The following is a 26,149-nucleotide window of genomic DNA, read 5'->3' as shown; positions in this document are numbered from 1 at the left end:
TGATTTCTACTTCCGCTGGAAGCCGTTCCGCGAAGGCTTCGCGTCCTGGCTGTCGTCGTACTTCTCGTACGCATCGACGATACGGCCGACCAGCTTGTGCCGGACGACATCCTCGGACGTGAGCCGCGAGAAGGCGATGTCCGGAACGCCTTCGAGGATGTCCTGCACCTGCCGCAGACCGCTCTTGGCGCCACCGGGGAGGTCGACCTGGGTCACGTCACCGGTGACGACGATCTTCGAGTCGAACCCGAGCCGGGTCAGGAACATCTTCATCTGCTCGGGGGTGGTGTTCTGCGCCTCGTCGAGGACGACGAACGCCTCGTTGAGGGTCCGGCCGCGCATGTACGCGAGCGGCGCCACCTCGATGGTCCCCGCCGCCATCAGCCGCGGGATCGAGTCCGGGTCGATCATGTCGTGCAGGGCGTCGTAGAGCGGCCGCAGGTACGGGTCGATCTTGTCGAAGAGCGTGCCGGGAAGGAACCCGAGCCGCTCTCCGGCCTCGACCGCCGGACGGGTCAGAATGATCCGGCTGACCTGCTTGGACTGCAGGGCCTGGACCGCCTTGGCCATGGCGAGGTAGGTCTTGCCGGTACCGGCGGGGCCGATGCCGAAGACGACCGTGTGCTTGTCGATCGCGTCGACGTACCGCTTCTGGTTCAAGGTCTTCGGGCGGATCGTGCGGCCGCGGCTGGAGAGGATGTTCTGCGTGAGCACCTCGGCCGGCGTCTCGTCCGGCCCTTCCCCGTTGCCGCTCGACTTGAGCATGGCGATCGAGCGTTCCACTGCGTCCTCCGTCATCGGCTGCCCGGTGCGGAGCACCAGCATCATCTCGTCGAACAGGCGCTGGATCAGCGCGACTTCCGCCGCCGCGCCGATCGCGCTGACCTGATTGCCCCGAACATGGATGTCGGCCCTCGGGAAGGCCTTCTCGATCACGCGCAGCAGGGCGTCGCCCGAGCCGAGGACGGACACCATCGGATGGGTGGCCGGTACGGAGAAATGGGCTCGCGCCTGCCCCGGCGCGGGGGTCTTGGCTGTCGGTGTCTGAGTCATGGGCCGGCACTGTGGCCTGCGCATACCTCCCACTGAGGGGCCGCGCCGATCGACGGCCACCGGACTTCCAAGCCTACGTCGCCACCCCGCCATCCCCGAGGGGTTTTACAACGCTCCCGCCCGCCCCCTACGGGGCGGCCCGACACCCCGCCTCCGCACGATCCGGCCCAAGGCCGGATCACGGACGATCCAAGGCGGGGGCGGCGAGCCCCCCGGAGCCCCTACGGACCTGCAGAGGCGGGGCCACGGCGTCCGCGGCGGGCCGCAGCCAGTCCGCGGCGCGGGCTGAGCGATCCCCGGCGGACGCGGGGTCGATCCGGAGCCAGGGGCAGCCCGGCCCCACCCACACTCACAGGCGCAGCCCGATCCCAGGCGGGCGGCGGGCCGGGGCGTGCCCCAGGCCGGGACCAGGGCGCAGCCCAAGGCCAGGGCGCAGCCCCAGGCCGGGACCAGGGCGCAGCACGGTGTTCGTTCCCCGGCCGGCCAGGCCCTACGCCGACTGGCGGAAGCCGATCGTCGGGACCGCGCGGCGGCGGCTGGCCGGGGCGGCGGTGCGCGGGACGAGGTCGTCGAGGAAGCCGTACCGCCCGCGCAGGGGCTCGGGGGCGGTGCGCCACCAGTGGGCCACCTCCGGCCAGCCGGGGGCCGACAGGGAGCCGCCGAACTCCTGCACCGACAGGGCGGCCGTCAGGCCCGCGAAGGCGAGCCGGTCCGCGAGCGGCCACTCGGCGAGGGTGCCGGTCAGGAAGCCCGCCACGTACACGTCGCCCGCCCCGGTCGGATCCAGGGCGTCGACCGCGATCGCGGGGACCTCGGCCGTCTCCCCGGTCCGCCCGTCCACCGCGCACGAGCCCTCGGAGCCCATCGTCACCACCGCGATCGGCACCTTCTCGGCCAGCGCCCGGGCCGCCGCGCGCGGGCAGTCGGTGCGCGTGTAGGCCATCGCCTCCCCCGCGTTGGGCAGGAAGGCCTCGCAGTGCTCCAGGTCGGCCAGCGCCCCCAGGTCCCACCGCCCGCTGTCGTCCCAGCCGACGTCGGCGAAGACCCGGGCCCCGCGCCGGGCCGCCTCGGCGACCCAGGCCTCGCCGCGGCCCGGTCCGAGCGAGGCCACGGCCGCGCGGGCCCGGGGCGGGCACTGGGGGAACGGGCCGGGGTCCGCCGGGAGCGGGGCCTCGTGGCCGTGGGAGACCATCGTGCGCTCGCCCTCGTACGCCATGGAGACGGTGACGGGGCTGTGCCACCCGGGAACGGTCCGCGACATCGAGAGATCGATGCCCTCGCCCTGTTCGAGCGCGTCCCAGCAGTACTCCCCGTAGTGGTCGTCCCCGAAGGCGGCGGCCAGGGAGGTGCGCAGGCCGAGCCGGGCGAGGGCGGTGGCCATGTTGGCGACGCCGCCGGGGCTGGAACCCATGCCGCGCGCCCAGGACTCCGTGCCGCGCACCGGGGCCGAGTCGAGGCCGGTGAAGATGATGTCGAGGAAGACCGTGCCGGTCAGGAAGACGTCACAGCCGGGTTCATGGGGGTCGCGCAGCGGACCGAGCGGGTCCACGGCGGAGTCGAGGCTGTCCCGGCTGCTGCGACTGGTCACGATGTACTCCCCGTTCGGTTCGGTTCGGTTCGAGTCGGTTCGGTTCGCGTTCTGATCTTGGCGGGTCGTTTCTTCAATCGGCTTCTTCAGTCGATTTCTTCAATCGGCTCCTTCAATGGGTTTCTCCGCCCGGCCCCTTCACCGGGCTTCCCCATCGGATTCAACCCGCGTCCGCCGTCAGGCCCTCCCTCCCGGGCGGACCCGGAATACAGTGTGACGCAGATCACCGCCTGAACGCCCTTCTCCGGAGATCGGGCCGCTTGATAGATATGAGCCCCGCGGCCTTGCGGAATCTCACGCTCCACCTGCACCACATGGAACACCCGTGCCCGACCGCACCCCCGCGCCGCCCGCCGCCTGGCCGCTCGTCGCGCTCTTCACCTCCGGTTACGTCGCCCCGTACCTGTTGCCGACCGTCGTCGGCCGGCTCGACGCACACCTCCCGCTGAGCCCCGCGCAGGCCGGTCTGATCGGCTCGGTCCTGCTGCTCGGCTCGGCCGCCGCCGGGTTCACCCTCGCCTCCCGCATCCCGCGCCACGGGCCGCGTCCGCTGGCCCGGCTCGGGCTGCTGCTCGCCGTCCTCGGGTACGGCACGGCGGCCGCCACCGCGCAGCTCCCCCTCGTCGTCGCGGGTGCCGTCCTCGGCGGCTTCGGCTCGGGCACGGCCACCGCCGTGGCCGCCTCCGGGATCGCGGCACAGCGCGACCCGCACCGGACCTCCGCGCTGGGGCTGCTGTCGGTGTCGGCGACGGCCGGGGCCCTGTACCTGACCCTGCCCCGGCTCGGCGGCGGGCACTGGCTGCCGTTCGCGGCGATCGCCCTGGTCGCACTGGTGTGCTGGCCCGCGACGGGGCGCCTGCCCGGGGCCGACCGCACGGACCGTACGGACCGTGCCGACGGCAGCACCGACGGGGCCGTACGGGCCTCCGGGCGGCTGCCCTACCCGCGCGCCGGGATGGTGCTCGCCGGGGCCCTGATGCTGTGGTCGCTCGCCCAGAACGCCCTGTGGGGCGTCAGCGGACGCATCGGCGCGCAGCAGGCGGGCCTGTCCGAGGTCACCCTCGGGATCGTCTTCGCGGCCGCGCTCGGTGCCGGGCTGCTCGGGGTCACCGCCGCCTCCGCGCTCGGGGCCCGGCTCGGGCGGGCGGTCCCGGTGGGCGTGGGCACGGTGGTCATCGCCTGCTGCGTGGTGCTCGCCTCGCACGCGCGGGGCCTGGGCTCCTTCGCGGCCGGGGAGATCCTGTGGAACGCGGTCTACCCCGTCGTGCTCTCCTACGCCATCGGCCTCGCCGCCGCCCTCGACCCGCGCGGGCGCTGGGCCGTCCTGGTCGGTTCCGCGTCCTCGCTCGGTGTGGCCTGCGGGCCCGTCACCGGGAGCCTGCTCGCCGAGGGTGCGGGGTTCCCCGGCATGGGGCTGGTCCTGGGGGGCCTGCTGCTCGCGGTGGCCGGGCCGATGGCCGGGGTCGCCCTGCACGTCGGCGGACGCCCACTGACCCCCGGCTCGGTGCGGCGGCGCGGCGGGGCTCCGGCGGCCGTGCTCGCCGCCGGGGCGGGGACGCCGGCCGGATCGGTTCCGCGGGTCGGCGCGCAGGAACTGGAGGTCGTGGAGCTCCCCGAGCTCCGCGGCCGGCCGTTGCGCCTGCCTCCGCTGCGGGTGCTGCTGCTCTCCCCGGCGGCGGCCCGCCGCGGCCGGGAGCGCGCCCGCAGGCGCATCCGCACCGGCGTCTAGGCCGCCACGGGACAACTGCTGCCCTGCGGGGCGAAGTCCCCGCCCCAGGGGGTCCGGGGCGCAGCCCCGGGGAACGGGCGAAGGGCGGGTAGGGGACTTCGCCCCGCAGGGCCACGGGCCCGCTATGCGGCCCGCTTCGGCACGGGGACCCGTACGAGGTCGGCGGCGATCGTGAGCTCGCCCTCGAAACCCGCCGCGCGGGCCTGGCGTTCGAACTCCGCCGGATCGGTGTAGCGCTGCGAGAAGTGCGTCAGCACGAGGTGCCGCACGCCCCCGTCCCGGGCCACCCGGGCGGCCTGCCCGGCGGTGAGGTGCCCGTGGTCGGTGGCCAGTTGGACGTCCTCGTCGAGGAAGGTCGACTCGATCACCAGCATGTCGGCGCCCGCCGCGAGCGCCTCGACGCCCTCGCAGAGCCGGGTGTCCATGACGAAGGCGAACCGTTGCCCGGCGCGCGCCTCGCTGACCTCCTCCAGGGTGACCCCGCCGAGGCTGCCCTCGCGCTGGATCCGGCCCACGTCCGGCCCCGTGATGCCGTGCCGGGCGAGCAGTTCGGGCCGTATCCGGCGCCCGTCGGGCTCGGTGACCCGGTAGCCGAAGGACTCCACGGGGTGCGAGAGCCGTACGGCGTCCAGGGTGTACGCGTCCCCGCGGGCCAGGATCCCGTCCTCGGCCACCGGCTCCTCCGCGAGCTGCACGGTCTCGCGGTAGGCCGTGGCGTACCGCAGCCGGTCGAAGAACTTCTGTCCGGAGGCCGGGTAGTGGGCGGTGACGGGGTGCGGGACCCGGTCGAGGTTGATCCGCTGGATGACCCCGGCGAGGCCGAGGCTGTGGTCACCGTGGAAGTGGGTGACACAGATCCGGTTGATGTCGTGCGCGGCCACCCCGGCGCGGAGCATCTGGCGCTGGGTTCCCTCGCCGGGATCGAAGAGGATGCCCTCGCCGTCCCAGCGCAGCAGGTAGCCGTTGTGGTTGCGGTGGCGGGTGGGCACCTGGCTGGCGGTGCCGAGCACCACGAATTCTCGTACGGACACGGTTTATCCCGGGGGCCATTCGAAGCCACGGCCGCCGAGGACGTGCGCGTGGGCATGGAAGACGACCTGGCCCGCCCTGGCACCGGTGTTGAAGACGAGCCGGTAGGCGTGGTCGGCGAGCCCCTCGTCGACCGCGACGCGGCCGGCTTCGGTCAGGACGTCGGCGGCGATCCCGGGCTCCGCGGCCGCGAGGGAGGCGGCGTCGGGGTAGTGCACCTTCGGGATGACGAGGACGTGGGTGGGTGCCTGCGGATTGATGTCGCGGAAGGCGACGGTCGTGTCCGTCTCCCGGACGACCGTCGCGGGAATGTTCCCCGCGACGATCTTGCAGAACAGGCAGTCGGCCTGCGGTTCCCCGGCCATGTGCTGAGCCCTTCGTGACGGGTGATCGGTTCCGGCATCGTATCCACCGCCACCGTCCGGACCGGTCAGGACCAGCGCCCCGTCCGCGCCAGCAGCACCGCCGCCGCGGCCGTGCCCGCCGTGGAGGTGCGCAGGACCGAGGGGCCCAGCCGGTACGGGTGCGCCCCGGCCGCGGCGAAGGCGGCGAGCTCGTCCGGGGAGACCCCGCCCTCGGGTCCGACGACCAGGACGACGGAGCCCGCGGAGGGCAGTTCCGCGGTGGCCAGCGCGCCCGAAGGCGCGTCCCGGTCCTCGTGCAGGACCACCGCGAGGTCGGCCTCCGCGAGCAGCGCCGCGACCTGCTTGGTCGACAGCGCCTCCGCGACCTCGGGGAAGCGGACCCGGCGGGACTGCTTGCCGGACTCGCGGGCGGTGGCCCGCCACTTCGCCAGGGATTTGGCGCCCCGGTCGCCGCGCCACTGGGTGATGCAGCGCGAGGCCTGCCAGGGCACGATCGCGTCGACGCCGGTCTCCGTCATGGTCTCGACGGCGACCTCGCCCCGGTCGCCCTTGGGCAGGGCCTGGACGACGGTGATCCGGACGGCCGGCTCCGGCTCCTCGAAGACCCCGGACACGGAGACGACGAGGCGGTCCTTGCCCTCGGCGGCCGTCACGACGGCCTCGGCCCAGCCGCCCCGGCCGTCGGTCAGTACGAGGGCCTCGCCGGGGGCCAGCCGCTTCACGGAGACCGCGTGGCGGCCTTCGGAACCGTCCAGGACGAACTCCGGCCCCGCGGGAACCTTTTCGACCACGAACACCGGGGCGGTCATGACGCACTCCTCATCTGCATTGCCTTCAACGCGTTCTGCGCCGCGCCGAGTTCCGCCGCGAGCACCTCCACCAGTTCCCCGGCCGGCAGGGCCCGCGCCAGCCGGTGGCCCTGGCCCGCCCACAGGGCCATGCCCTGCGGGTCCCCGGCCGCGGCGGCGGCCTTGCGCAGCGGCGCGGTCAGGTGGTGGACCTGCGGGTACGCGGCCGGGGCGTACGGGCCGTGCTCGCGCATGAACCGGTTGACCAGTCCGCGGGCCGGCCGCCCGGAGAAGGCCCGGGTCAGCTCCGTCCGGACGAACAGCGGGTCGGTCAGCGCCTTCTTGTGCAGGGGGTGCGCGCCGGACTCCGGACACGCCAGGAAGGCCGTGCCGAGCTGCGCGGCCTCCGCGCCCGCGGCGAGCAGCGCGGCGATCTGCGAGCCGCGCATCAGGCCGCCCGCCGCGATGATCGGGAGGGCCACGGCCTCGCGCACCTGCGCGACGAGCGCGAGCAGGCCGACTCCGGCCGTGCCGTCGCCCTGCGGGTCGTCGCGGTGGGTGCCCTGGTGGCCGCCGGCCTCCACGCCCTGGACGCAGACTGCGTCGGCGCCGGCCGCCTGGGCGGCGCGGGCCTCCTCGACGGAGGTGACGGTGGCGATCGTGTACGTACCGACCTTGCGCAGGCAGGTGAAGGCCGCGGGCGAGGGCAGGCCGAAGGTGAACGAGACCACGGGTACCGGGTCTTCGATGAGAATGGCCAGTTTGGCGTCGTAGCCGTCGTCGCTGGTGCCGATGATGTCCTCGTCGGCGAGGGAGATCTCGTACCAGGAGGCCTCACTGGCGAGGTGCCCGCGGTAGACCTCCAGCACCGCCGGGTCCGCGTGGGAGGCCTGCGGCAGGAAGAGGTTGACGCCGAAGGGGCGGCGGGTGAGCGCGCGCAGCCGCTTGATCTCCTGGTACATGCCGTCGGCGGTCTTGTAGCCGCCGGCGAGGAAGCCCAGTCCGCCCGCTTCGCACACGGCGGCCGCGAGCGGCGGGCAGGACGCGCCGCCCGCCATGGGCGCCTGCACGATCGGGTACGCGAAGAGACCGTTCGGTGCGGAGGACATGAGCTGCATCGTGCCATGTCCCGCTCACGGGACCGAATCACGGCATTCGCCTGGCATAGTCCCCTTCACCGGGGTGCCCGAATACCGCCGCCGCCCTCGCCACCGCCCCGCCGCCACGCATGCCGCGAGCCCGGTCCGGGGATCCCCGGACCGGGCTCGCAGGTGTTCTCGTACGCTGCTCAGCGCCCGTCGAATGCGTCGCTCAGCGCCCGTTGAAGGCGTCCTTCAGGCGGCTGAACAGGCCTTGCTGGCCCGGCGCGAACTGGCCCATCGGCCGCTCCTCGCCCCGCAGCTTGGCCAGCTGGCGCAGCAGGTCCTCCTGCGCCGGGTCCAGCTTGCCCGGGGTGGTGACCTCGACGTGCACGATCAGGTCGCCGCGCCCGCCGCCGCGCAGGTGGGTGACGCCGCGGCCGTGCAGCGGGATCGCCTGCCCGGACCCGGTGCCGGGCCGGATGTCGATCTCCTCCAGGCCGTCCAGCGTCTCCAGCGGGCATTTGGTGCCCAGGGCCGCCGCGGTCATCGGGATGGTGACCGTGCAGTGCAGGTCGTCCCCGCGCCGCTGGAAGGTCGGGTGCGGCAGCTCGTGGATCTCCACGTACAGGTCGCCGGCGGGGCCGCCGCCGGGGCCGACCTCGCCCTCGCCCGCGAGCTGGATCCGGGTGCCGTTCTCGACACCGGCGGGGATCTTGACCGTCAGGCTGCGGCGGGAGCGGACCCGGCCGTCGCCCGCGCACTCGGGGCACGGGGTCGGGACCACGGTGCCGAAGCCCTGGCACTGCGGGCAGGGCCGCGAGGTCATGACCTGGCCCAGGAAGGACCGGGTGACCTGCGAGACCTCACCGCGGCCGCGGCACATGTCACACGTCTGCGCCGAGGTGCCGGGGGCGGCGCCCTCGCCGGAGCAGGTGGTGCAGACGACGGCCGTGTCGACCTGGATGTCCTTGGTCGTGCCGAAGGCGGCCTCGTCCAGTTCCAGGTCGAGGCGGATCATGGCGTCCTGGCCGCGGCGGGTCCGCGAGCGCGGTCCGCGCTGCGAGGACTGGCCGAAGAAGGCGTCCATGATGTCGGAGAAGTTGCCGAAGCCACCCGCTCCGAAGCCGCCGGCTCCGCCGCCGCCCGAGGAGGACAGCGGGTCGCCGCCGAGGTCGAAGACCTGCTTCTTCTGCGGGTCCGAGAGGACCTCGTAGGCGGCGTTGATCTCCTTGAAACGCTCTTGCGTCTTGGGATCGGGATTCACATCCGGGTGCAGCTCGCGGGCGAGCCGCCGGAATGCCTTCTTGATCTCGTCCTGCGATGCGTCGCGGCGCACGCCGAGAACGGCGTAGTAGTCCGTGGCCACTTACGACTCCGCCAGGATCTGTCCGACGTAACGTGCCACTGCGCGTACCGCTCCCATCGTTCCGGGGTAGTCCATGCGGGTCGGTCCGACCACGCCGAGTTTGGCGACTGCTTCGCCGCCCGAACCGTAGCCGACCGAGACGACGGACGTGGAGTTCAGTCCCTCGTAGGCGTTCTCATGCCCGATCTTTACGGCCATTCCCGACTCACTGGCCTCGCCCAGCAGCTTGAGGAGCACGACCTGCTCCTCCAGCGCTTCGAGCACCGGCCTGATCGTCAGGGGAAAATCGTGTCCGAAGCGGGTCAGGTTGGCGGTGCCGCCGATCATCAGCCGCTCCTCCGCCTCCTCGACCAGCGTTTCGAGAAGGGTGTCGAGGACGGCCTTCACCGTCACCCGGTCCTCGTTCTCGAAGGATTCCGGAAGGTCCTTCACCAGCGGCGGCACGTCGGTGAACCGACGGCCGACCACACGGCTGTTGAGGCGGGCCCGCAGGTCCGCGAGCGAGGCCTCCCCGAAGGGGGCCTGGCAGTCGACGAGCCGCTGCTCGACCCGGCCGGTGTCCGTGATGAGGACGAGCATCAGGCGGGCCGGGGCCAGCGCGAGCAGCTCGACGTGCCGGACGGTGGAGCGGGTGAGCGACGGGTACTGGACGACGGCGACCTGCCGGGTGAGCTGCGCGAGCAGCCGCACCGTCCGGCCGACGACGTCGTCGAGGTCCACGGCCCCGTCGAGGAAGTTCTGGATGGCCCGGCGCTCGGGCGTCGACAGCGGCTTGACCCCCGCCAGCTTGTCGACGAAGAGGCGGTAGCCCTTGTCGGTGGGGATCCGGCCGGCGCTGGTGTGGGGCTGCGCGATGTAGCCCTCGTCCTCCAGCACGGCCATGTCGTTGCGCACGGTGGCGGGCGAGACGCCGAGCCGGTGCCGCTCGGTGAGCGCCTTGGAGCCGACCGGCTCCTCCGTCCCGACGTAGTCCTGGACGATGGCGCGCAGCACTTCGAGTCTGCGTTCGCTGAGCATCGCGCACACCTCCATCGTTTCCGTCGTTCGCGGCTTCGGCAGGCCCTGCCTGCTGGCACTCTGAGCGTTCGAGTGCCAGAGATCCCCCGGTCAGTGTACGGCGGGGTGGTACACCCCTAGCAAGGGCGGCCCGCCAAGGTAGCGTCGCGGCATGGACGTGCGTTGGGAAGAGGCGGGCTGGGAACGGCTCACCGAACGGACCGGCCGGCGACGCCTGCCGGTGTGGGACTGCACCGTGGGACTGGTGGTGGGCGAGGATTCCGCCCTTCTGATCGACCCCGGGTCCTCCCTGCGGGAAGGCGCGCTGGTGCGGGCCGAAGCGGAGCGGCTGGCGGGCCGGCGCGTGACCCATCTCGCATTCACACACGGACATTTCGACCACGTGTTGGGTGGTGCGGCGTTCGCGGGGGCCGAGGTCTACGGTCCGGTCGGGCTGGACGCCCTGCTCTCCGTGAGCCGGGACGAGCTGCGGGCGGACGCGGTCCGGCACGGCCTGGCGGCGGCCGAGGCCGCCGAGGCGGCGGATCTGCTGGTGCTCCCCCGGCACCTGGTGTCGGGCGAATGGACGCTCGACCTGGGCGGGGTGCAGGTGCTGCTGGCGAACGTCGGCCCGGGGCACACCCGGCACGATCTGGCCGCCTTCGTGTCCGGTGCGCGCGAGGTGGTCTTCTGCGGCGACCTGGTCGAGGAATCCGGCGAGCCGCAGGCGGGTCCGGACGCGGTGCCGCGGCAGTGGCCGGCGGCCCTGGACCGGCTCCTCGCCCTGGGCGGGGACGACGCTCTGTACGTGCCGGGTCACGGAGCGGTGGTCGACGCGGCCTTCGTGCGTGCCCAACGCGACACACTGGCGGCCCGTTTCGGCGTGTCGGACACCTGAGAGGGCCCGCTCTCCTACCCTCGGCCGGATGCGTGAGTACTCCCCCGACCTGACCCCGCAGTGGAAGCGCGCCAAGCCCGTGCCGGAGGTGCCGGCCGATCCCGATCTGGTGGTCGAGGTGGCGGGTACGGACTTCTGCGGCGCGGTGGTGGCCTGCGAGGCGGGCACGGTCACCCTGGAGGACCGCTTCGGCAAGCGCCGCGTCTTCCCCCTCGAACCCCGCGGCTTCCTCCTGGACGGCGCGGTGGTGACCCTGACCCGCCCGGCGCGGGGGCCGGCCGCCCCGGCCCGTACGGCCTCGGGCTCCCTCGCCGTCCCCGGGGCCCGGGCGCGGGTGGCCCGGGCGGGCCGGATCTACGTGGAGGGCCGCCACGACGCCGAGCTCGTCGAACGGGTGTGGGGCGACGACCTGCGCATCGAGGGCGTCGTGGTGGAGTACCTGGAGGGCATCGACGACCTCCCGTCGGTGGTCGCGGACTTCGCCCCCGCCGCCGACGCCCGGCTGGGAATCCTGGTGGACCACCTGGTCCCGGGCTCCAAGGAGTCCCGCATCGCGGCCTCGGTGACCTCCCCGCACGTCCTGATCGTGGGCCACCCGTACGTGGACGTCTGGCAGGCGGTGAAACCCTCGGCCCTGGGCATCCGCGCCTGGCCGGTGGTCCCGCCCGGCCAGGACTGGAAGACGGGCATCTGCCGCGCCCTGGGCTGGCCGGAGAACACCGGAGCCGCCTGGCAGCACATCCTGTCCCGCGTGACCTCGTACAAGGACCTGGAGCCCACCCTCCTGGGCGCGGTGGAACACCTGATCGACCACGTGACGGCGTAGCCCCGGGCCGCGACCCTGCGGGGCTGTCCCCGACCCGCAGGGCAGCCCCGGACGGGGTCAGTCCACCAGGTCGCGGACCACCGCGTCGGCCAGGAGCCGCCCGCGCAGGGTCAGGACGGCCCTGCCGGCCGCGTACGGGCCGGCTTCGAGGAGCCCGTCGGCCAGGGCCCGCCGGGACGCCGCCAGCCCCGCAGGGGCCAGCAGCGACAGCGGCACCCCGTCCACGAGCCGGAGCTCCAGCAGGATCCGCTCCACCCGCCGGTCCTCCGAGGACAAGAGCTCCCGCCCCGCCCCGGGCGACCGACCTTCGGCCAGCGCCGCCGCATACGCACCGGGATGCTTCACGTTCCACCACCGCACCCCGCCCACGTGCGAGTGCGCTCCGGGCCCGGCCCCCCACCAGTCGGCGCCGCGCCAGTACAGCTCGTTGTGCAGGCACCGCCCGGCCTCGGAGGTGGCCCAGTTCGAGACCTCGTACCAGGAGTACCCCGCCTCGGCCATCACCGCGTCGAGGATCAGGTACCGGTCCGCGTGGACGTCGTCGTCCGTCATCGGGACCTCGCCCCGCCGGATCCGCCGCGCGAGCTGGGTGCCCTCCTCCACGATCAGCGCGTAGGCGCTGATGTGATCGGGCCCGGCCCCCAGGGCCGCCGACAGCGACGCGCGCCAGTCCTCGTCCGATTCCCCCGGCGTCCCGTAGATCAGGTCCAGGTTCACGTGCTCGAAGCCCGCCGCCCGCGCCTCCGCGACGCAGGCCTCGGGCCGCCCGGGTGTGTGCGTGCGGTCGAGCACCTTCAGGACGTGCTGCTTCGCGCTCTGCATGCCGAAGGAGATGCGGTTGAAGCCGCCCGCGCGCAGCTCGGCCAGGTACTCCGGGTTCACGGACTCCGGATTGGCCTCGGTGGTGACCTCGGCGTCCTCGGCCAGCCCGAATTCCTCGCGGATCGCCGCGAGCATCCGTACGAGGTCGCCGGCGGGCAGCAGCGTGGGCGTGCCGCCGCCCACGAAGACGGTCCGTACGGCCCTGGGGTCGTCCCCGAGCACCTTGCGCGCGAGCCTGATCTCGTCGATCAGGGTGTCGGCGTAGTTCTCCCGGGAGGCGAGCACGCCGCCGGTGCCCCGCAGCTCGGTGGCCGTGTAGGTGTTGAAGTCGCAGTATCCGCAGCGCGTGGCGCAGTACGGAACGTGCAGGTAGAACCCGAGCGGCCGGTCCCCGGCTCCCGCCAGGGCGTGGAGCGGCAGCGAGCCGTCTTCGGGCATGGGTTCACCGTCGGGCAGTGCGGAAGGCATGGGCCCATTGTCCCGCACTGCCCCAAGGTCGTTTACGGTCCCGGGCCGCGCCCGGTGCTGTGCCTTGCTACGCCTCCCGGGAGCCCTCGTACATCTCGTCGATGAGGTGCTTGAACTCGCGCTCGACGACCGGCCGCTTCAGCTTGAGGCTCGGGGTGAGGTCCCCGTGCTCCACGTCGAGGTCGCGCGGCAGGAGGCGGAACTTCTTGACCGTCTGCCAGCGCTGGAGGCCCTCGTTGAGGGTCTGGACGTAGGTCTCGATGAGGCGGTTGGTCTCGGGGGCGGCCAGGACCTGGGAGTACGTCTTGCCCTCCAGGCCGCTCTCGGCGGCCCAGACCAGGATGGAGGGCTCGTCGAGGGCGATGAGCGCGGAGCAGAAGTTCCGGTCGGCGCCGTGGACGACGATGCTGGAGACGTAGGGGCAGAGCGCCTTGAACTGGCCCTCGATCTCCGCCGGGGCGACGTACTTGCCGCCCGAGGTCTTGATCAGGTCCTTCTTGCGGTCGGTGATGCGCAGGTAGCCGTCGGCGGAGAGCTCGCCGATGTCGCCCGTGTGCAGCCAGCCGTCGGCCTCCAGCACCTCGGCGGTCTTCTCGGGCTGCCCGTGGTAGCCCTGCATGATGCCGGGGCCGCGCAGGAGCACCTCGCCGTCGTCGGCGATGCGGACCTCGGTGCCGGGGAGCGGCTTGCCGACGGTGCCGGTGCGGTAGGCCTCGCCGGGGTTGACGAAGGAGGCGGCGCTGGACTCGGTGAGCCCGTAGCCCTCCAGGATGTGGATGCCCGCGCCGGAGAAGAAGTAGCCGATCTCGGGGGCGAGGGCGGAGGCGCCGGAGACGGCGGCGCGCAGGTTGCCGCCGAAGGCCTCGCGGAGCTTGGAGTAGACGAGCGCGTCGGCGATCTTGTGCTTGGCGGTGAGGCCCATCGGGGCGCTCACCCGGCCGGTGCGGCGGAAGTTGTCCTGGGTGACCTTGGCGTACTCGCGGGCCACGCCGACGGACCACTGGAAGATCTTGTACTTGGCGCCGCCGCCGGCCCTGGCCTTGGCCGCGACCCCGTTGTAGACCTTCTCGAAGATGCGCGGAACGGCCGCCATGTAGGTCGGCTGGACGATCGGCAGGTTCTCGATGATCTTGTCGATGCGGCCGTCGACGGCGGTGACGTGGCCGACCTCGATCTGGCCGGAGGTGAGCACCTTGCCGAAGACGTGCGCGAGCGGCAGCCAGAGGTACTGGACGTCGTCCTTGGTGATCAGGCCGGTCGCCACGGTGGCCTTGGCCATGTACGACCAGTTGTCGTGCGGCAGCCGCACGCCCTTGGGCCGGCCGGTGGTGCCCGAGGTGTAGATGAGGGTGGCGAGCTGGTCCGCGGTGATGGCCGCGATCCGCTCCTTGACGGCCTCGGGGTGCTTGGCCAGGTACGCGCGGCCGCGCTCCTCCAGGTCGGCCAGCGAGAGCACCCAGCCCTCGGGGTCGCCGTCGGCCGGGATCGCGTCGGCTGCCTCGACGACCACGACGTGGGCGAGCTCGGGCAGGTCGGCGCGGCGCTCACGGGCCTTGGCCAGCTGCGCGGCGTCCTCGGCGATCAGGATCCGGCTCTCGGAGTCGGAGAGGATGAACGCCGATTCCTCGGCGTTCGTGCTCGGGTAGATGGTGGTGACGGCGCCGCCGGCGCACATCACGCCCAGGTCCGCGAGGATCCACTCGACCCGGGTGTTGGAAGCCAGCGCGACGCGCTGCTCCGGCTGGATCCCGAGCTCGACGAGTCCGGCCGCGATGGCGAAAACCCGCTCGGCGGCCTGGCCCCAGCTGAGCGACTTCCAGTCGTCCGGGCCGCCCCGGCCGTCCGCGGCGGGCACCGGATAGCGATAGGCCTCGCCGTTCGGCGTGGCGGCGACGCGCTCCAGGAAGAGGGTCGCCACGGTGGGCGGACGGTTCTCGATCAAGGTCTGTGTGGCGCTCACGGACATCCTCCGGACCACTCGGCAGGGCCTGTTCATCACAGGGGCGGACTGACTGGGTGGTGGGTCAGGGTGGGTGGCTGAGTCAGGGCTTGGCAGCATCCGACCAAAAAAACTGGCGAGTAACCAACGAGCAGTGATCAGACTAGGGGCCCTCCGCCTGGCGCGTAAGAGGCCTTGGGGAGCCGATTCATAACGAAACAGGCCCCCGCGCCAAAGCGCGGGGGCCTGCTGCACATCGGACGCCGAGACGGCGGCTACTTCTTCTTGCCGCCGGACTCGTCGCTGGAGAGGACGGCGATGAAGGCCTCCTGCGGGACCTCCACGGAGCCGACCATCTTCATGCGCTTCTTGCCTTCCTTCTGCTTCTCCAGCAGCTTCCGCTTACGGGAGATGTCACCGCCGTAGCACTTGGCGAGGACGTCCTTGCGGATGGCGCGGATGGTCTCGCGGGCGATGACGCGGGAGCCGACGGCCGCCTGGATCGGGATCTCGAAGGCCTGCCGCGGGATGAGCTCGCGCAGCTTGGCGACCAGGCGCACGCCGTAGGCGTAGGCGGCGTCCTTGTGGCAGACGGCGGAGAAGGCGTCGACCTTGTCGCCGTGCAGCAGGATGTCGACCTTGACCAGGCTGCCGGCCTGCTCGCCGGTGGGCTCGTAGTCGAGGGAGGCGTAACCGCGCGTCTTGGACTTCAGCTGGTCGAAGAAGTCGAAGACGATCTCCGCGAGCGGGAGCGTGTAGCGGATCTCGACCCGGTCCTCGGAGAGGTAGTCCATCCCGAGGAGGGTGCCGCGGCGCTGCTGGCAGAGCTCCATGATCGCGCCGATGAACTCGGAGGGCGCGAGCAGGGTGGCCCGTACGACCGGCTCGAACACGTCCCTGATCTTGCCCTCGGGGAACTCGCTCGGGTTGGTGACGGTGACCTCCTTGCCGTCCTCGAGGACGACGCGGTAGACCACGTTCGGCGCGGTGGCGATCAGGTCGAGGCCGAACTCGCGCTCCAGGCGCTCGCGCACCACGTCCAGGTGGAGCAGGCCGAGGAAGCCGACGCGGAAGCCGAAGCCCAGCGCCGCCGAGGTCTCGGGCTCGTAGACCAGCGCGGCATCGTTGAGCTGCAGCTTGTCCAGGGCCTCGCGCAGGTCCGGGTAGTCCGAGCCGTCGAGCGGGTACAGACCCGAGAAGACCATCGGCCGCGGGTCCTTGTAGCCGCCGAGGGCCTCGGTCGCGCCGTTGTTCAGGCTGGTGATGGTGTCACCGACCTTGGACTGACGGACGTCCTTCACGCCGGTGATGATGTAGCCCACCTCGCCGACGCCGATGCCGTCGGCCGGGGTCATCTCCGGGGAGGAGACACCGATCTCCAGCAGCTCGTGCGTGGCGCCGGTCGACATCATCCGGATGCGCTCGCGCTTGTTGAGCTGGCCGTCGACCACACGCACGTAGGTGACGACACCGCGGTACGAGTCGTAGACGGAGTCGAAGATCATCGCGCGGGCCGGGGCGTCCTTGGGACCGACCGGGGCCGGGACCGTGGCGACGATCTTGTCGAGCAGCACGTCCACGCCGAGACCGGTCTTCGCCGAGACGCGCAGGACGTCCTCGGGCTGGCAGCCGACCAGGTTCGCGAGCTCCTCGGCGAACTTCTCCGGCTGGGCGGCCGGCAGGTCGATCTTGTTCAGGACCGGGACGATCGCGAGGTCCTTCTCCATCGCCAGGTACAGGTTGGCGAGGGTCTGCGCCTCGATGCCCTGAGCCGCGTCCACCAGGAGGACCGTGCCCTCGCACGCCGCCAGGGAGCGCGAGACCTCGTAGGTGAAGTCGACGTGCCCGGGGGTGTCGATCATGTTCAGGACGTGGGTCTTGCCCTGGTCCTCGCCCGTGTTCGGCGCCCAGGGCAGCCGGACGGCCTGGGACTTGATCGTGATGCCGCGCTCACGCTCGATGTCCATGCGGTCGAGGTACTGGGCGCGCATCTGCCGCGAGTCCACCACACCGGTGAGCTGGAGCATCCGGTCGGCAAGGGTCGACTTGCCGTGGTCGATGTGCGCGATGATGCAGAAGTTGCGGATCAGCGCCGGGTCGGTACGGCTCGGCTCGGGCACGTGGCTGGGGATCGCGGGCACGCAGTGTCCTGATTCTCGGGTCGCAGTCGGAACGAAGTGGTGGGCGTCGGTCTGCGTGAAATCAGATCTGGTCGGGTCTAGTCGGATCTATACGCAGACTCCCATCGTCCCATGAACCGGAGAGTGCGCTCGGTTTGGGCCGGTCGGAAGGCAGCTGGTAACCTGAGCAGCTGTGTCTCGTGTGCCCTCTAGCTCTACGGGACGCAATCCGAAGATCAAATCTCTGAACCTGCAAAGGCTCTTTCGTGGCGAACATCAAGTCCCAGGTCAAGCGCAACAAGACGAACGAGAAGGCTCGCCTTCGCAACAAGGCCGTCAAGTCCTCGCTCAAGACCGCCATCCGCAAGGCCCGTGAGGCCGTCGTCGCCGGTGACGTCGAGAAGGCCACCGTGGCTTCCCGCGCCGCTTCCCGCGCGCTCGACAAGGCCGTCTCGAAGGGTGTCATCCACAAGAACGCCGCCGCCAACAAGAAGTCGGCGCTGGCCACCAAGGTTGCCTCCCTTCAGGGCTGAGCCCCTGATGTGATCGCCGGGCAAGGATCCAGCGGGCCCTCTCTCCCGCTCCCGACCGGCACTCCGCGCCGCACACGAAGCGTTCGCCACGCGGGTGCGGTGCAAATCGAGAAGTAACCGAAGGCCCCGACCGCCTCCCTTCCCCAGGGCAGCGGCCGGGGCCTTCGGCGTGTGCAGGGCCTTCGGCGTGTGCGCTCAGGAGTGGCAGAGCACGTCGAGGACGACCGCCTCGGCGTCGAGATTGTCGAGATAGCGGTTGGCCTGCTCCCAGCGGCCCTCGGCCTCCGTGCGCGCGTCCGTCCACGCGCCGTCGAGGGTGACCAGGGCGAAGCCGGGCACCGCGCACCGGACCGACCGCAGCCGGGCTTCCTCGTGCTCCTGGGCGAAGTACGCGACGGGGTCGTTGACCAGCAACGACATCCCGAAGTGCGGGTCCCCCGCGACGGCCCGCTGGGCCACGTCCTGCACCAGCGGCTGGGCCAGATGGTCCTCCCGGGCCTGCTCCGGGGAGTAGCTCTCGGGATCGGCTTCGGTCGAGGCCGTGACGAGGCGGCGGTCGCCGTCGTACTGGGGCAGCGCGAGGTAGGCCTTGCCCGCACCCGCGCGTATCGCCCACCAGTCCCAGCGCCCGACCGGATTCCCGGGGGCCGGGGACGTGCCCAGAAGCTGGGGCGTCCACGGGGAGCCAGTGAACGCCCCCCGGGCCCCGGTGGACCTGCCCGGGAACCGGCGGAGCTGCCCGGTGGAGGAGTCAGCCGCGCTGGGGGCGGGCCGCCCGCGCCACCGCGACGACCGCCTTCTCCAGCGCGTACTCCGGATCGTCGCCCCCGCCCTTGACCCCCGCGTCCGCCGCGGCCACCGCGCGCAGCGCGTCCGAGACGCCGTCCGCCGACCACCCGCGCATCTGCTGCCGGACCCGGTCGATCTTCCACGGCGGCATGCCGAGGTCACGCGCGAGGTCCCCGGGGCGGGCCCCCCGCGGGGCCGAGGCCAGCTTCCCGATCGCCCGTACCGCCTGGGCCAGCGCGCTGGTGATCAGGACCGGGGCCACCCCGGTGGACAGGGACCAGCGCAGGGCCTCCAGGGCCTCCGCGGCGCGCCCCTCGACCGCCCGGTCGGCGACCGTGAAGCTCGAGGCCTCGGCCCGGCCGGTGTAGTAGCGGCCGACCACGGCCTCGTCGATCGTGCCCTCGACGTCCGCGCACAGCTGCGCGGCCGCGCTCGCCAGCTCCCGCAGGTCGCTGCCGATCGCGTCGACCAGCGTCTGGCAGGCCTCGGGCGTGGCCGAACGGCCCAGCGTCCGGAACTCTCCCCGCACGAACGCCATCCGGTCCGCCGGCTTGGTCATCTTCGGGCAGGCGATCTCGCGGGCACCCGCCTTGCGCGCGGCGTCCAGCAGGCCCTTGCCCTTGACGCCGCCCGCGTGCAGGAGGACGAGGGCGATCTCCTCGAACGGCGCGGCGAGGTACGCCTTGACCTCCTTGACCGTGTCGGCCGAGAGGTCCTGCGCATTGCGCACGACGAGCACCTTGCGCTCCGAGAAGAGCGAGGGGCTGGTCAATTCGGCCAGGGTGCCCGGCTGGAGCTGATCGGAGGCGAGGTCACGCACGTCCGTGTCGGTGTCGGCGGCGCGCGCCGCCGTCACGACCTCCCGCACGGCGCGGTCGAGCAGCAGGTCCTCCTGCCCCACCGCGAGGGTGATCGGGGCGAGCGGATCGTCGGTGGAATTCTTCCTGGTGGCCATCGCCTCCAGCATCCCACGCCGCACCGACAGACCCTCGCGGCCCGGCCCCTTCCGAAGCCCGCTCCGCGGCCCGCTTCCCCGGCCCCCTTCCGCAGCCCGCTCCCCCGTACCCGAGAATGTCCGGGTGAACGTGCGACATGTACTGGTCCTGCCCGACCGCGACGCCGCCGAGGAGGTGGCGCAGGAGGTGGTCGACCGCTTCGGCCTCCCGGAGGAACCGCAGCTGGTCCGCGACGCCCTCGCCGGCGAGGACGACGCCGAGGACGCCCAGTGGCTGGTGGTCGTCGAGGACCCGCGCGAACGGCTGGACGCCACGGCCCTGGACGAGCTCGCCGCCGAGTACGACGGCTGGCTCGAAGCCCCGTAGCGACCGGCCCCCGCCCCGTCAGGCCTTGTGCACGACCTGCATGTCCAGGGCCACTTCCACGTTCGAGCCGATCGCCGCGATCCCCTGCGCCAGCATCGACTGCCAGTTCAGCGTGAAGTCCTCGCGGTTCAGCTCGGCCGTCGCCCGGCAGGCCGCCCTCGGCTCGCCCTCCAGGCCCGTGCCCAGACCCAGGTACCGGGTGTCCAGGGTGACGGACCGGCTGACCCCGTGGAGGGTGAGAGCGCCCGCCACGGACCAGTGGCTGCCGCTGCGGTGGATGAACCGCTCGCTGTAGAACTCCACCGTCGGGTAGCGGGCCGCGTCCAGGAAGTCCGCGGAACGCAGGTGGTCGTCCCGCATCCGCAGCCCGGTGTCGATGCTCGCCGCGTCGATGATCACGCGCATGGAGGAGTCCTCCATGCGGTCGGCTATCCGCACCGCGCCGGCGAAGGTGTTGAACCGGCCGTTGATCCGGGCGAAGCCGATGTGCCGGGCCGAGAACCCGATCGACGAATGCCCCGGGTCGAGCTCCCAGTGGCCCGGCTGCGGGAGCAGCGGCGGATCCACCGAGTCCAGCACGATCTCCCCGGTACCGGGCTGCGCCGGGTCCCCCACCAGCGTTGCCCCGTGGAAGGGCGCGTACCCCTCGGCCGTGACGGCCAGCCGGTACTCGCCCGCCGGCACCGCCGCAGTGAACCCGCCGTACGGGTCGGTCTCCCCGCTGACGATCCGTCGGCCGATCGGGTCGGTCACCTCGAACGTGGCCTGCCGGACCGGCTGGTGGACCGTGTCGAGCACCCGGCAGCTGAGCAGCCGCGCGGTATGAGGAAGCGTCAGTGTCGCGGATGTCTGGGGACTGGCGCTTCCCGCCGTCTCCATCCCCCGTCTGCGACTGAACATGGTTTATGCACCCCCGTGCTGTATGGGCTTGGACCGCTCTGGCGAAAACGCATTCGATCATGCTGTCGGGTTGTGGGCAAACGGAGTGGTCACTCCTGGTATGCCCGTGCCGGGTCCGTCGCCGAATGGCCGGGAACGCCCGCAGCCGCGGGCCGCTGCCGGTGACGGCGACCGAACCGTCCTCATCCGTGCGCAGCACGGCCGCACCCGACGCCCGCAGCCGGGCGAGCGTACCCGCCGCGGGGTGCCCGTACCTGTTCCCGGCGCCCACCGGGACGATCGCGAGGCGCGGCCGGATCCGCTCGTACAGTCCGGGATCCTGATGGGCGCTGCCGTGGTGGGCGACCTTGAGGACGTCGACCGGGCCCAGTTCCGGATGGTTCCTCAGCAGGGCCTGCTGGGAGCCCGGTTCGAGGTCGCCCAACAGGAGCAGGGTCAGGCCCGCGCCGCGCACCAGCAGGGCCACGCTCGCGTCGTTGGGACCCTCGAATGCAGTGTCCCCGGCCGGCGGCCACAGCACCTGCCACTCCAGCGGCCCGGCCCGGCGCCGTTCCCCCTCCGCGGCACGGACGAGGGGAACTCCCGCGGCGGCCGCCGTCCGCCGTACGAACGCGGCCTGCCCGGGCGGTTCTTCCAGTCCGGTGACTTCCACCACACCCACCGAGCGGCCCCTGAGCACCCCCGGCAACCCGCCCACGTGGTCGGCGTGGAAGTGGGTCAGCAGGAGCAGCGGCACCCGGCTCACGCCCAGCTCCCTCAGGCAGGCGTCCACCGGCCCCGGCTCGGGGCCCGCGTCCACCACCACGGCCGTCCCCGGGCCGACCGCGAGCACGGCGGCGTCCCCCTGGCCCACCGCGCACTGGGTGTAGATCCAGTCGGGCGGTGGCCAGCCTTTGACCGTACGAGTGACCAGCGGCGGCCTCAGCACGGCGAGGAGCAGCACCACGGCCAGGGCGGAGGCGAGCCATCGCCCACGGCCGAACCGCCTGCCGAGCACCACCGCCGCGAAGGTGGCCGTGGCGAGCAGCAACCCTCCGCCCACCCCGCCGGGCCAGCCCAGCTCCGCCCCGGGCAGTCCCGCACCGCCCCGGGCCACGGCGGCGATCCACCCGGCGGGCACGCCCGCGCACCAGGCGAGCACCTCGGCCACCGGCCGGCACACCGGGGCCGCCGCCAGCGCGGCGAACCCCAGGACCGTGGCGGGTCCCGCCGCCAGCTCGGCCAGCAGGTTGCAGGGCACCGCCACCAGGCTCACCCGGGCCGACAGCACCGCGACGACCGGGGCGCACACCGCCTGGGCCGCCGCCGCGGCCGCCAGCGCCTCGGCCGAGCGGGGCCGCATCCCGCGCCGCTGCAGGGCCTCGCTCCACCGGGGAGCCAGCGTCAGCAGGGCCCCGGTGGCCAGGACGGAGAGCAGGAAGCCGTAGCTCCGGGCCAGCCAGGGGTCGTAGAGCACCAGCAGCAGGACGGCAGCGGCCAGCGCCGGGATCAGGGATCTGCGCCGCCCGGTGGCGATGGCCAGCAGGGTGACCGAGCCGCAGGCCGCCGCCCGCAGCACGCTGGGCTCCGGCCGGCACACCACGACGAAGGCCAGGGTCAGCGCCACCCCGCACAGGGCCGTCGCCCGCAACGAGAGCCCCAGGCGGGGCGCCAGCCCGCCCCGCTCGGCCTGCTGCGCGCGGGCCGGGGCGCCGATGAGGAGGAAGAGCACCACGGTCAGGTTGGACCCGGAGACGGCCAGCAGGTGCAGCAGATCGGTGGCGCGGAACGCGTCGTGCAGATCGGGCTCCACCCGGGAGGTGTCCCCGACCACCAGCCCGGGCAGCAGGGCCCTGGCGTCCGGGGCCAGCCCGTCGGTGACCTCGCGCAGTCCGGCCCGCAGCCGCCCGGCGATCCGCTGCACGGTGTCCGGGCCGCCGGTCACCCGCGGCGGGGCGTCCCCGGCCGGCCGGAGCAGGGCGACGGCCCGCTCCCCGCCCCGCGCCGGGGCCAGCCGGGCCACCACCGCGACCCGTGTCGAGGGCTGCAGCCGGGCCCACCCCGGATGCCCCGCCAGCACCCGCACCGGAGTCGACACCCGGGTCCGGGCACCGTCGGGCCCGGTCACCCAGGTCACCACCGCGTCGAGCACCACCGCCGGCGGCCCGCTCCCGGTCCGGGCGGTCCGCGGGTCGGAGTCCACGGTGAGATCCGCGAGCACCCGGGCATGGTCCCGGGCCAGCTCCGGGACCGGCCCGGCCCGCGCCTCGGCCCGCTGGAGCCCCGCCAGCCCGGCCCCGGCGGCCGCGCACAGCAGCACCGCCGCCACGGCCGTCCGGAACGTCCCGGAGCGCCTCCGCCGGACCAGCATCAACACCCCGGCCGCCCCCACCCCCAGCCCCGCCGCCCCAAAACTCCATCCGACGGGCACCCCCAGCCCCACGGCGGCCGCCCCCCACACGCCGAGAGCCGGCCCCACCAGCCGCAAATCCAGAGGCTCCGCTTCCCCCACCCCTCCCTCCCGGCGACCCGAACCCCCCTCGCCTCCGTCCGGCTCGCTCGGATCCGCCTCCCGCGGATCCCGCCCGCCCGAAACCCGCCCCGGTCCGCCGTGCCGGCTCACGGGCGCACCAGCTCGCGCAGGTCGGCGAAGCGGCGCTCACCGATCCCGTTGACCTGCCGGAGCTCCTCCACGGAGCGGAAGCCCCCGCGTGCCGTGCGGAAGTCCACGATGTGCTGCGCGAGAACCGGGCCGACCCCCGGCAGGCCGTCCAGCTGCTCGGCCGTGGCCGTGCCGAGGCTCAGCGGCCCTGCCGCCGGAGCGCCACGTCCCGTCATCGGCGGCGGTGGGGCCGGAACGCCCACCAGTACCTGCTCGCCGTCCATCAGGACGCGGGCCCGGTTCAGGCCGGTGGTGTCCGTCCCGGGCCGCACTCCCCCGGCGGCGGCCAAGGCATCCTCCACCCGCGAGCCGGGAGGCAGCTTGCGCACCCCGGGGTCACGGACCTTGCCGCTGACGTCCACCAGGATGGGACCAGCGCCGACGCCGGGGCCCGCCCGCGCCGCGGTCGGGGCCGGCAGCGCGGCCGCCGCGGGGGCCACCACGGCGGGTGCGGTCACCGGCCGGGGCCGGGCCGCCCCGTACTGCTGCACGGCGAACCCGACGGCGACGAGGAGCACCACCGAGACGGCTGCCACCGTGCGCGGCTCCACCCCGCAGCGGGTCTGCAGCCACACGGGCAGCCGCTCCCGCACCGCGAGCCACCGCACAGCCCCGCCGGGCACCTCCCGGCCCTCGGGCGGAGCCACCGCCCCGCCCCGGGCGGGTTCGTCGGGTCGGTCAGGCACGTCGGCCCGGACCGCCGGACCGGGCCTGACCGCCGGACCGGGCCTGACCAGCGGATCCGGCCGGGCCGCAGCCGCTGGCTCGGTCACCGCCTCGACGGAGCGGCCTCCCGGCGGAGCCACCTCAGCAGAGGTGTCCCCGGTCGGCGACGGCGGCGGAGCGCCCGGAGGACGGCCCGCTCCGAGCAGGGCCTCGGCCCGGCGCCGCACGACCGCGGGGTCGGGACGGCCGGGCCGCTGTCCGCGGCGGTGCCGCAGACGGCTGTCGGAGAGGCGGGGACGGCCGGGGCCGCTGGTGGCGCCGGCGGGACCTGACGTGCGCGTACGAAGAGTCATGCCACGACGGTAGGGCCGAGCCGTGACACGCGTTCGGAAGCCTCAATTCCGGTGGATGGCCCGGGCGTTGTGGATATCTCCGTCACTCGATCCAGTGATCAGCGCGGGGAGACGACCGCCGCCAGCAGCCCCGGTCCGGTGTGCGCCCCGATCACCGCGCCGACCTCGCTGACGTGCAGCTCGACCAGCCCGGGGATGCGCTCACGGAGCCGCTGCGCGAGCTTCTCGGCGCGTTCCGGGGCCGCGAGGTGGTGCACGGCCACGTCGACGGGGCCGGAGCCGGCGCGTTCGACGGCCAGCTCCTCCAGGCGGGCTATGGCCTTGGAGGCCGTACGCACCTTCTCCAGCATCTCGATCCGCCCGCCGTCCAGCGTCAGCAGCGGCTTGACCGCGAGCGCCGAGCCGAGCAGGGCCTGCGCGGCCCCGATGCGGCCGCCGCGACGGAGGTAGTCGAGGGTGTCGACGTAGAAGTACGCGGACATGCCGGCGGCCCGCTTCTCCGCGGCGGCGACGGCCTCGTCGAGGGAGCCCCCGGCTTCGGCCACCTCCGCCGCGGCCAGGGCGCAGAAGCCCAGGGCCATGGCGACCATGCCGGTGTCGACGACGCGGACGGGCACCGTGGCGGTCTTCGCGGCGAGCACGGCGGCGTCGTACGTGCCGGAGAACTCCGCCGACAGGTGCAGGCTGACGATGCCGGTCGCACCGGCCTCCACAGCCGTCCGGTAGGCCCGGACGAAGTCCTCGGGGCTGGGGCGGGAGGTGGTGACCGAGCGGCGCTTCTGCAGGGCCAGGGCGAGGCTCCTGGCCGAGATCTCGGTGCCCTCTTCCAGGGCATCGTCGCCGAGGACCACGGTCAGCGGGACGGAGGTGATTCCGTGCCGCGCCATGGCCGGTGGGGGCAGGTAGGCCGTGGAATCCGTGACGATCGCGACATGGCGGGACATGAGGCGGAGGTTACCGGCAGTGGGGGTGTTCCGGCAGCCCGGGTCTACCGGTGGCCCTCCGGCCACGCCTCCGGGTGACCTGCAGCCGGGCTCCCACCCACGGTTCCGCCGGGCCCCGCCAAGGGGTTCCACCGGGCCCCGCACGGGCTGTCGCCCAGCTCCCGTCGGGCTGCGCCCGGACCCCCTGGGGCTCCGCCCCGGACCCCGGTCCTCAAACGCCGGACGGCTGAAAGCTCCCGCTCAGGTCGTCGCTTCCGGGCGCCGGGTCTTCTGCCAGGGGTACTGCGGGGGTGGGGTGGGTTCCGAGAGGGCTGCGGGCTGGGGGGTGTTCCACGTGGGGGACGTGGGCGTGGGCGTGGCGTGGGGGAGGTCGTCGGCCGGGGCGCGGGACCAGTCCCGCAGGGCGCCCGACTCGACGTCGATCTGGGCCGACAGGTGCGACAGGTCGTCCTCCGCGAAGCGCCGCGCACGGTCGCGCGCCGCCCAGCGCAGCGAGTCCGAGGCCTGGGTGATCTGCGCCGTGCGCTCCCGCAGGTCCGGCAGGGCCGCCGCGGTCCGCTGCCGGTCGGGCTCCGCCTCCAGGCGCTTCAGCTCGTCGTCGAGTTCGTGGCCGTGCGCGCTCAGCCGCTCGAACAGCCCGATCGACTCCTTCAGCGAGGCGTCCGTCTGGACCCCCTCGTACAGCGCCTGCTGCGTCGCCCGCATCGAATTGCGCAGGTCCAGCCGCAGCGTGGCCAGCGCGCCCGGGACACCGACCTGGCCGAAGCTGCGGGCCTTCAGGGTGGTGTCCTCCACCGTGCGGCGGGCCTGGGTGATGGTCCGGTCCACGCCGCGCGCGACGCCCTTGACCACCTTCGTCGTCACGTAGACACCGAGCCCCAGGAAGGCGAACAGCAGCACCAGGGCCACGATGATAAAAGCCGCCTCCATGA

Annotated in this window: 22 protein-coding genes and 1 pseudogene; 5 read left to right on the top strand and 18 right to left on the bottom strand. The window is 73.2% G+C overall.

Annotated features, from left to right (window positions below; all coding sequences use genetic code 11):
* Positions 1-6: 6 nt before the first annotated feature.
* On the bottom strand, positions 7-1,053 hold the full coding sequence (locus OG898_RS18720) for a PhoH family protein (protein ID WP_250739424.1): 1,047 nt from the start codon (positions 1,051-1,053) through the stop codon (positions 7-9).
* A 490-nt stretch (positions 1,054-1,543) separates the two neighbouring features.
* Positions 1,544-2,602: a carbohydrate kinase family protein gene (locus tag OG898_RS18715; protein WP_266960324.1), complete on the bottom strand. Its 1,059-nt coding sequence runs from the start codon at positions 2,600-2,602 to the stop codon at positions 1,544-1,546.
* Positions 2,603-2,966: 364 nt separating this feature from the next.
* Between OG898_RS18715 and OG898_RS18710 the strand changes: the two genes are divergently transcribed.
* Complete coding sequence (locus OG898_RS18710) at positions 2,967-4,370, top strand: MFS transporter (protein ID WP_250739425.1); 1,404 nt, start codon at positions 2,967-2,969, stop codon at positions 4,368-4,370.
* 122 nt (positions 4,371-4,492) lie between these two features.
* On the opposite strand, the gene OG898_RS18705 is transcribed toward OG898_RS18710, so the two are convergent.
* From OG898_RS18705 to hrcA, 6 genes are all read right to left on the bottom strand, one after another.
* Positions 4,493-5,401, bottom strand: coding sequence for a ribonuclease Z (locus tag OG898_RS18705; protein WP_266958111.1), 909 nt, complete (start codon positions 5,399-5,401; stop codon positions 4,493-4,495).
* Positions 5,402-5,404: 3 nt separating this feature from the next.
* Entirely contained in the window at positions 5,405-5,764 is a 360-nt protein-coding gene (locus tag OG898_RS18700; RefSeq protein WP_250739427.1) for a histidine triad nucleotide-binding protein, read from the bottom strand.
* A gap of 65 nt (positions 5,765-5,829) precedes the next feature.
* Positions 5,830-6,573, bottom strand: coding sequence for a 16S rRNA (uracil(1498)-N(3))-methyltransferase (locus OG898_RS18695; protein ID WP_250739428.1), 744 nt, complete (start codon positions 6,571-6,573; stop codon positions 5,830-5,832).
* Positions 6,570-7,661, bottom strand: a complete 1,092-nt coding sequence (locus tag OG898_RS18690; protein ID WP_250739429.1) for a nitronate monooxygenase — start codon at positions 7,659-7,661, stop codon at positions 6,570-6,572. The genes OG898_RS18695 and OG898_RS18690 overlap by 4 nt, the downstream gene beginning before the upstream one ends.
* A 202-nt stretch (positions 7,662-7,863) precedes the next feature.
* On the bottom strand, positions 7,864-9,000 hold the full coding sequence (gene dnaJ / locus OG898_RS18685; protein WP_250739430.1) for a molecular chaperone DnaJ: 1,137 nt from the start codon (positions 8,998-9,000) through the stop codon (positions 7,864-7,866).
* A complete protein-coding gene (gene hrcA / locus OG898_RS18680; protein WP_250739431.1) occupies positions 9,001-10,017 on the bottom strand; it encodes a heat-inducible transcriptional repressor HrcA in 1,017 nt (338 codons plus the stop codon). It abuts the gene before it with no gap.
* A gap of 151 nt (positions 10,018-10,168) precedes the next feature.
* Here hrcA and OG898_RS18675 point away from each other — a divergent pair, with 151 nt between their 5' ends.
* Together OG898_RS18675 and OG898_RS18670 are read left to right on the top strand one after the other, a co-directional pair.
* Positions 10,169-10,894, top strand: a complete 726-nt coding sequence (locus tag OG898_RS18675; RefSeq protein ID WP_266958107.1) for an MBL fold metallo-hydrolase — start codon at positions 10,169-10,171, stop codon at positions 10,892-10,894.
* Between the two features lie 28 nt (positions 10,895-10,922).
* Positions 10,923-11,720, top strand: a complete 798-nt coding sequence (locus tag OG898_RS18670; RefSeq protein ID WP_250739433.1) for a DUF3097 domain-containing protein — start codon at positions 10,923-10,925, stop codon at positions 11,718-11,720.
* Between the two features lie 57 nt (positions 11,721-11,777).
* Here OG898_RS18670 and hemW read toward each other — a convergent pair whose 3' ends face one another.
* From hemW to lepA, 3 genes are all read right to left on the bottom strand, one after another.
* Positions 11,778-13,010: a radical SAM family heme chaperone HemW gene (gene hemW, locus OG898_RS18665; RefSeq protein ID WP_250739434.1), complete on the bottom strand. Its 1,233-nt coding sequence runs from the start codon at positions 13,008-13,010 to the stop codon at positions 11,778-11,780.
* Between the two features lie 67 nt (positions 13,011-13,077).
* Entirely contained in the window at positions 13,078-14,970 is a 1,893-nt protein-coding gene (locus tag OG898_RS18660; RefSeq protein WP_250739435.1) for a long-chain fatty acid--CoA ligase, read from the bottom strand.
* A gap of 254 nt (positions 14,971-15,224) precedes the next feature.
* Entirely contained in the window at positions 15,225-17,090 is a 1,866-nt protein-coding gene (lepA, locus tag OG898_RS18655) for a translation elongation factor 4 (protein ID WP_250739436.1), read from the bottom strand.
* A 245-nt stretch (positions 17,091-17,335) separates the two neighbouring features.
* Here lepA and rpsT point away from each other — a divergent pair, with 245 nt between their 5' ends.
* On the top strand, positions 17,336-17,602 hold the full coding sequence (rpsT, locus tag OG898_RS18650; RefSeq protein WP_250739437.1) for a 30S ribosomal protein S20: 267 nt from the start codon (positions 17,336-17,338) through the stop codon (positions 17,600-17,602).
* A gap of 195 nt (positions 17,603-17,797) precedes the next feature.
* On the opposite strand, the gene OG898_RS18645 is transcribed toward rpsT, so the two are convergent.
* A complete protein-coding gene (locus tag OG898_RS18645) occupies positions 17,798-18,061 on the bottom strand; it encodes a hypothetical protein (RefSeq protein ID WP_266958102.1) in 264 nt (87 codons plus the stop codon).
* A gap of 292 nt (positions 18,062-18,353) precedes the next feature.
* Entirely contained in the window at positions 18,354-19,346 is a 993-nt protein-coding gene (holA, locus tag OG898_RS18640) for a DNA polymerase III subunit delta (protein ID WP_250739439.1), read from the bottom strand.
* A gap of 124 nt (positions 19,347-19,470) precedes the next feature.
* Between holA and OG898_RS18635 the strand changes: the two genes are divergently transcribed.
* Positions 19,471-19,713 (top strand): hypothetical protein, encoded by a 243-nt coding sequence (locus OG898_RS18635; RefSeq protein WP_250739440.1) that lies wholly within the window; start codon positions 19,471-19,473, stop codon positions 19,711-19,713.
* 18 nt (positions 19,714-19,731) lie between these two features.
* On the opposite strand, the gene OG898_RS18630 is transcribed toward OG898_RS18635, so the two are convergent.
* The 5 genes and pseudogenes from OG898_RS18630 to OG898_RS18610 all read right to left on the bottom strand — a co-directional run bounded on the left by OG898_RS18630 (position 19,732) and on the right by OG898_RS18610 (position 26,147).
* Positions 19,732-20,592: a YceI family protein gene (locus tag OG898_RS18630; protein WP_250739600.1), complete on the bottom strand. Its 861-nt coding sequence runs from the start codon at positions 20,590-20,592 to the stop codon at positions 19,732-19,734.
* Positions 20,593-20,749: 157 nt separating this feature from the next.
* Positions 20,750-22,963 (bottom strand): annotated as a pseudogene (locus OG898_RS18625) (ComEC/Rec2 family competence protein); the annotation flags it as partial.
* 248 nt (positions 22,964-23,211) lie between these two features.
* Positions 23,212-24,273: a ComEA family DNA-binding protein gene (locus OG898_RS18620; protein ID WP_266958099.1), complete on the bottom strand. Its 1,062-nt coding sequence runs from the start codon at positions 24,271-24,273 to the stop codon at positions 23,212-23,214.
* 98 nt (positions 24,274-24,371) lie between these two features.
* Positions 24,372-25,217: a DegV family protein gene (locus OG898_RS18615; RefSeq protein ID WP_266958097.1), complete on the bottom strand. Its 846-nt coding sequence runs from the start codon at positions 25,215-25,217 to the stop codon at positions 24,372-24,374.
* A gap of 240 nt (positions 25,218-25,457) precedes the next feature.
* Complete coding sequence (locus OG898_RS18610) at positions 25,458-26,147, bottom strand: hypothetical protein (protein WP_250739443.1); 690 nt, start codon at positions 26,145-26,147, stop codon at positions 25,458-25,460.
* Positions 26,148-26,149: the final 2 nt, after the last annotated feature.

It is taken from the genome of Streptomyces sp. NBC_00193, assembly GCF_026342735.1.
GTDB lineage: Bacteria > Actinomycetota > Actinomycetes > Streptomycetales > Streptomycetaceae > Streptomyces > Streptomyces stoeckheimensis.
This window is presented reverse-complemented; position numbering and strand designations above follow the sequence as displayed.

Excerpts from the sequence above, each read along its gene's own strand:
- OG898_RS18615 (WP_266958097.1), bottom strand. The coding sequence starts at position 25,217 with ATGTCCCGCCATGTCGCGATCGTCACGGATTCCACGGCCTACCTGCCC.
- OG898_RS18695 (WP_250739428.1), bottom strand. The coding sequence starts at position 6,573 with ATGACCGCCCCGGTGTTCGTGGTCGAAAAGGTTCCCGCGGGGCCGGAG.
- hrcA (WP_250739431.1), bottom strand. The coding sequence starts at position 10,017 with ATGCTCAGCGAACGCAGACTCGAAGTGCTGCGCGCCATCGTCCAGGAC.
- holA (WP_250739439.1), bottom strand. The coding sequence starts at position 19,346 with ATGGCCACCAGGAAGAATTCCACCGACGATCCGCTCGCCCCGATCACC.
- OG898_RS18610 (WP_250739443.1), bottom strand. The coding sequence starts at position 26,147 with ATGGAGGCGGCTTTTATCATCGTGGCCCTGGTGCTGCTGTTCGCCTTC.
- OG898_RS18675 (WP_266958107.1), top strand. The coding sequence starts at position 10,169 with ATGGACGTGCGTTGGGAAGAGGCGGGCTGGGAACGGCTCACCGAACGG.
- OG898_RS18670 (WP_250739433.1), top strand. The coding sequence starts at position 10,923 with ATGCGTGAGTACTCCCCCGACCTGACCCCGCAGTGGAAGCGCGCCAAG.
- OG898_RS18690 (WP_250739429.1), bottom strand. The coding sequence starts at position 7,661 with ATGTCCTCCGCACCGAACGGTCTCTTCGCGTACCCGATCGTGCAGGCG.
- OG898_RS18720 (WP_250739424.1), bottom strand. The coding sequence starts at position 1,053 with ATGACTCAGACACCGACAGCCAAGACCCCCGCGCCGGGGCAGGCGCGA.
- OG898_RS18700 (WP_250739427.1), bottom strand. The coding sequence starts at position 5,764 with ATGGCCGGGGAACCGCAGGCCGACTGCCTGTTCTGCAAGATCGTCGCG.
- OG898_RS18630 (WP_250739600.1), bottom strand. The coding sequence starts at position 20,592 with ATGGAGACGGCGGGAAGCGCCAGTCCCCAGACATCCGCGACACTGACG.
- hemW (WP_250739434.1), bottom strand. The coding sequence starts at position 13,010 with ATGCCTTCCGCACTGCCCGACGGTGAACCCATGCCCGAAGACGGCTCG.
- OG898_RS18620 (WP_266958099.1), bottom strand. The coding sequence starts at position 24,273 with ATGACTCTTCGTACGCGCACGTCAGGTCCCGCCGGCGCCACCAGCGGC.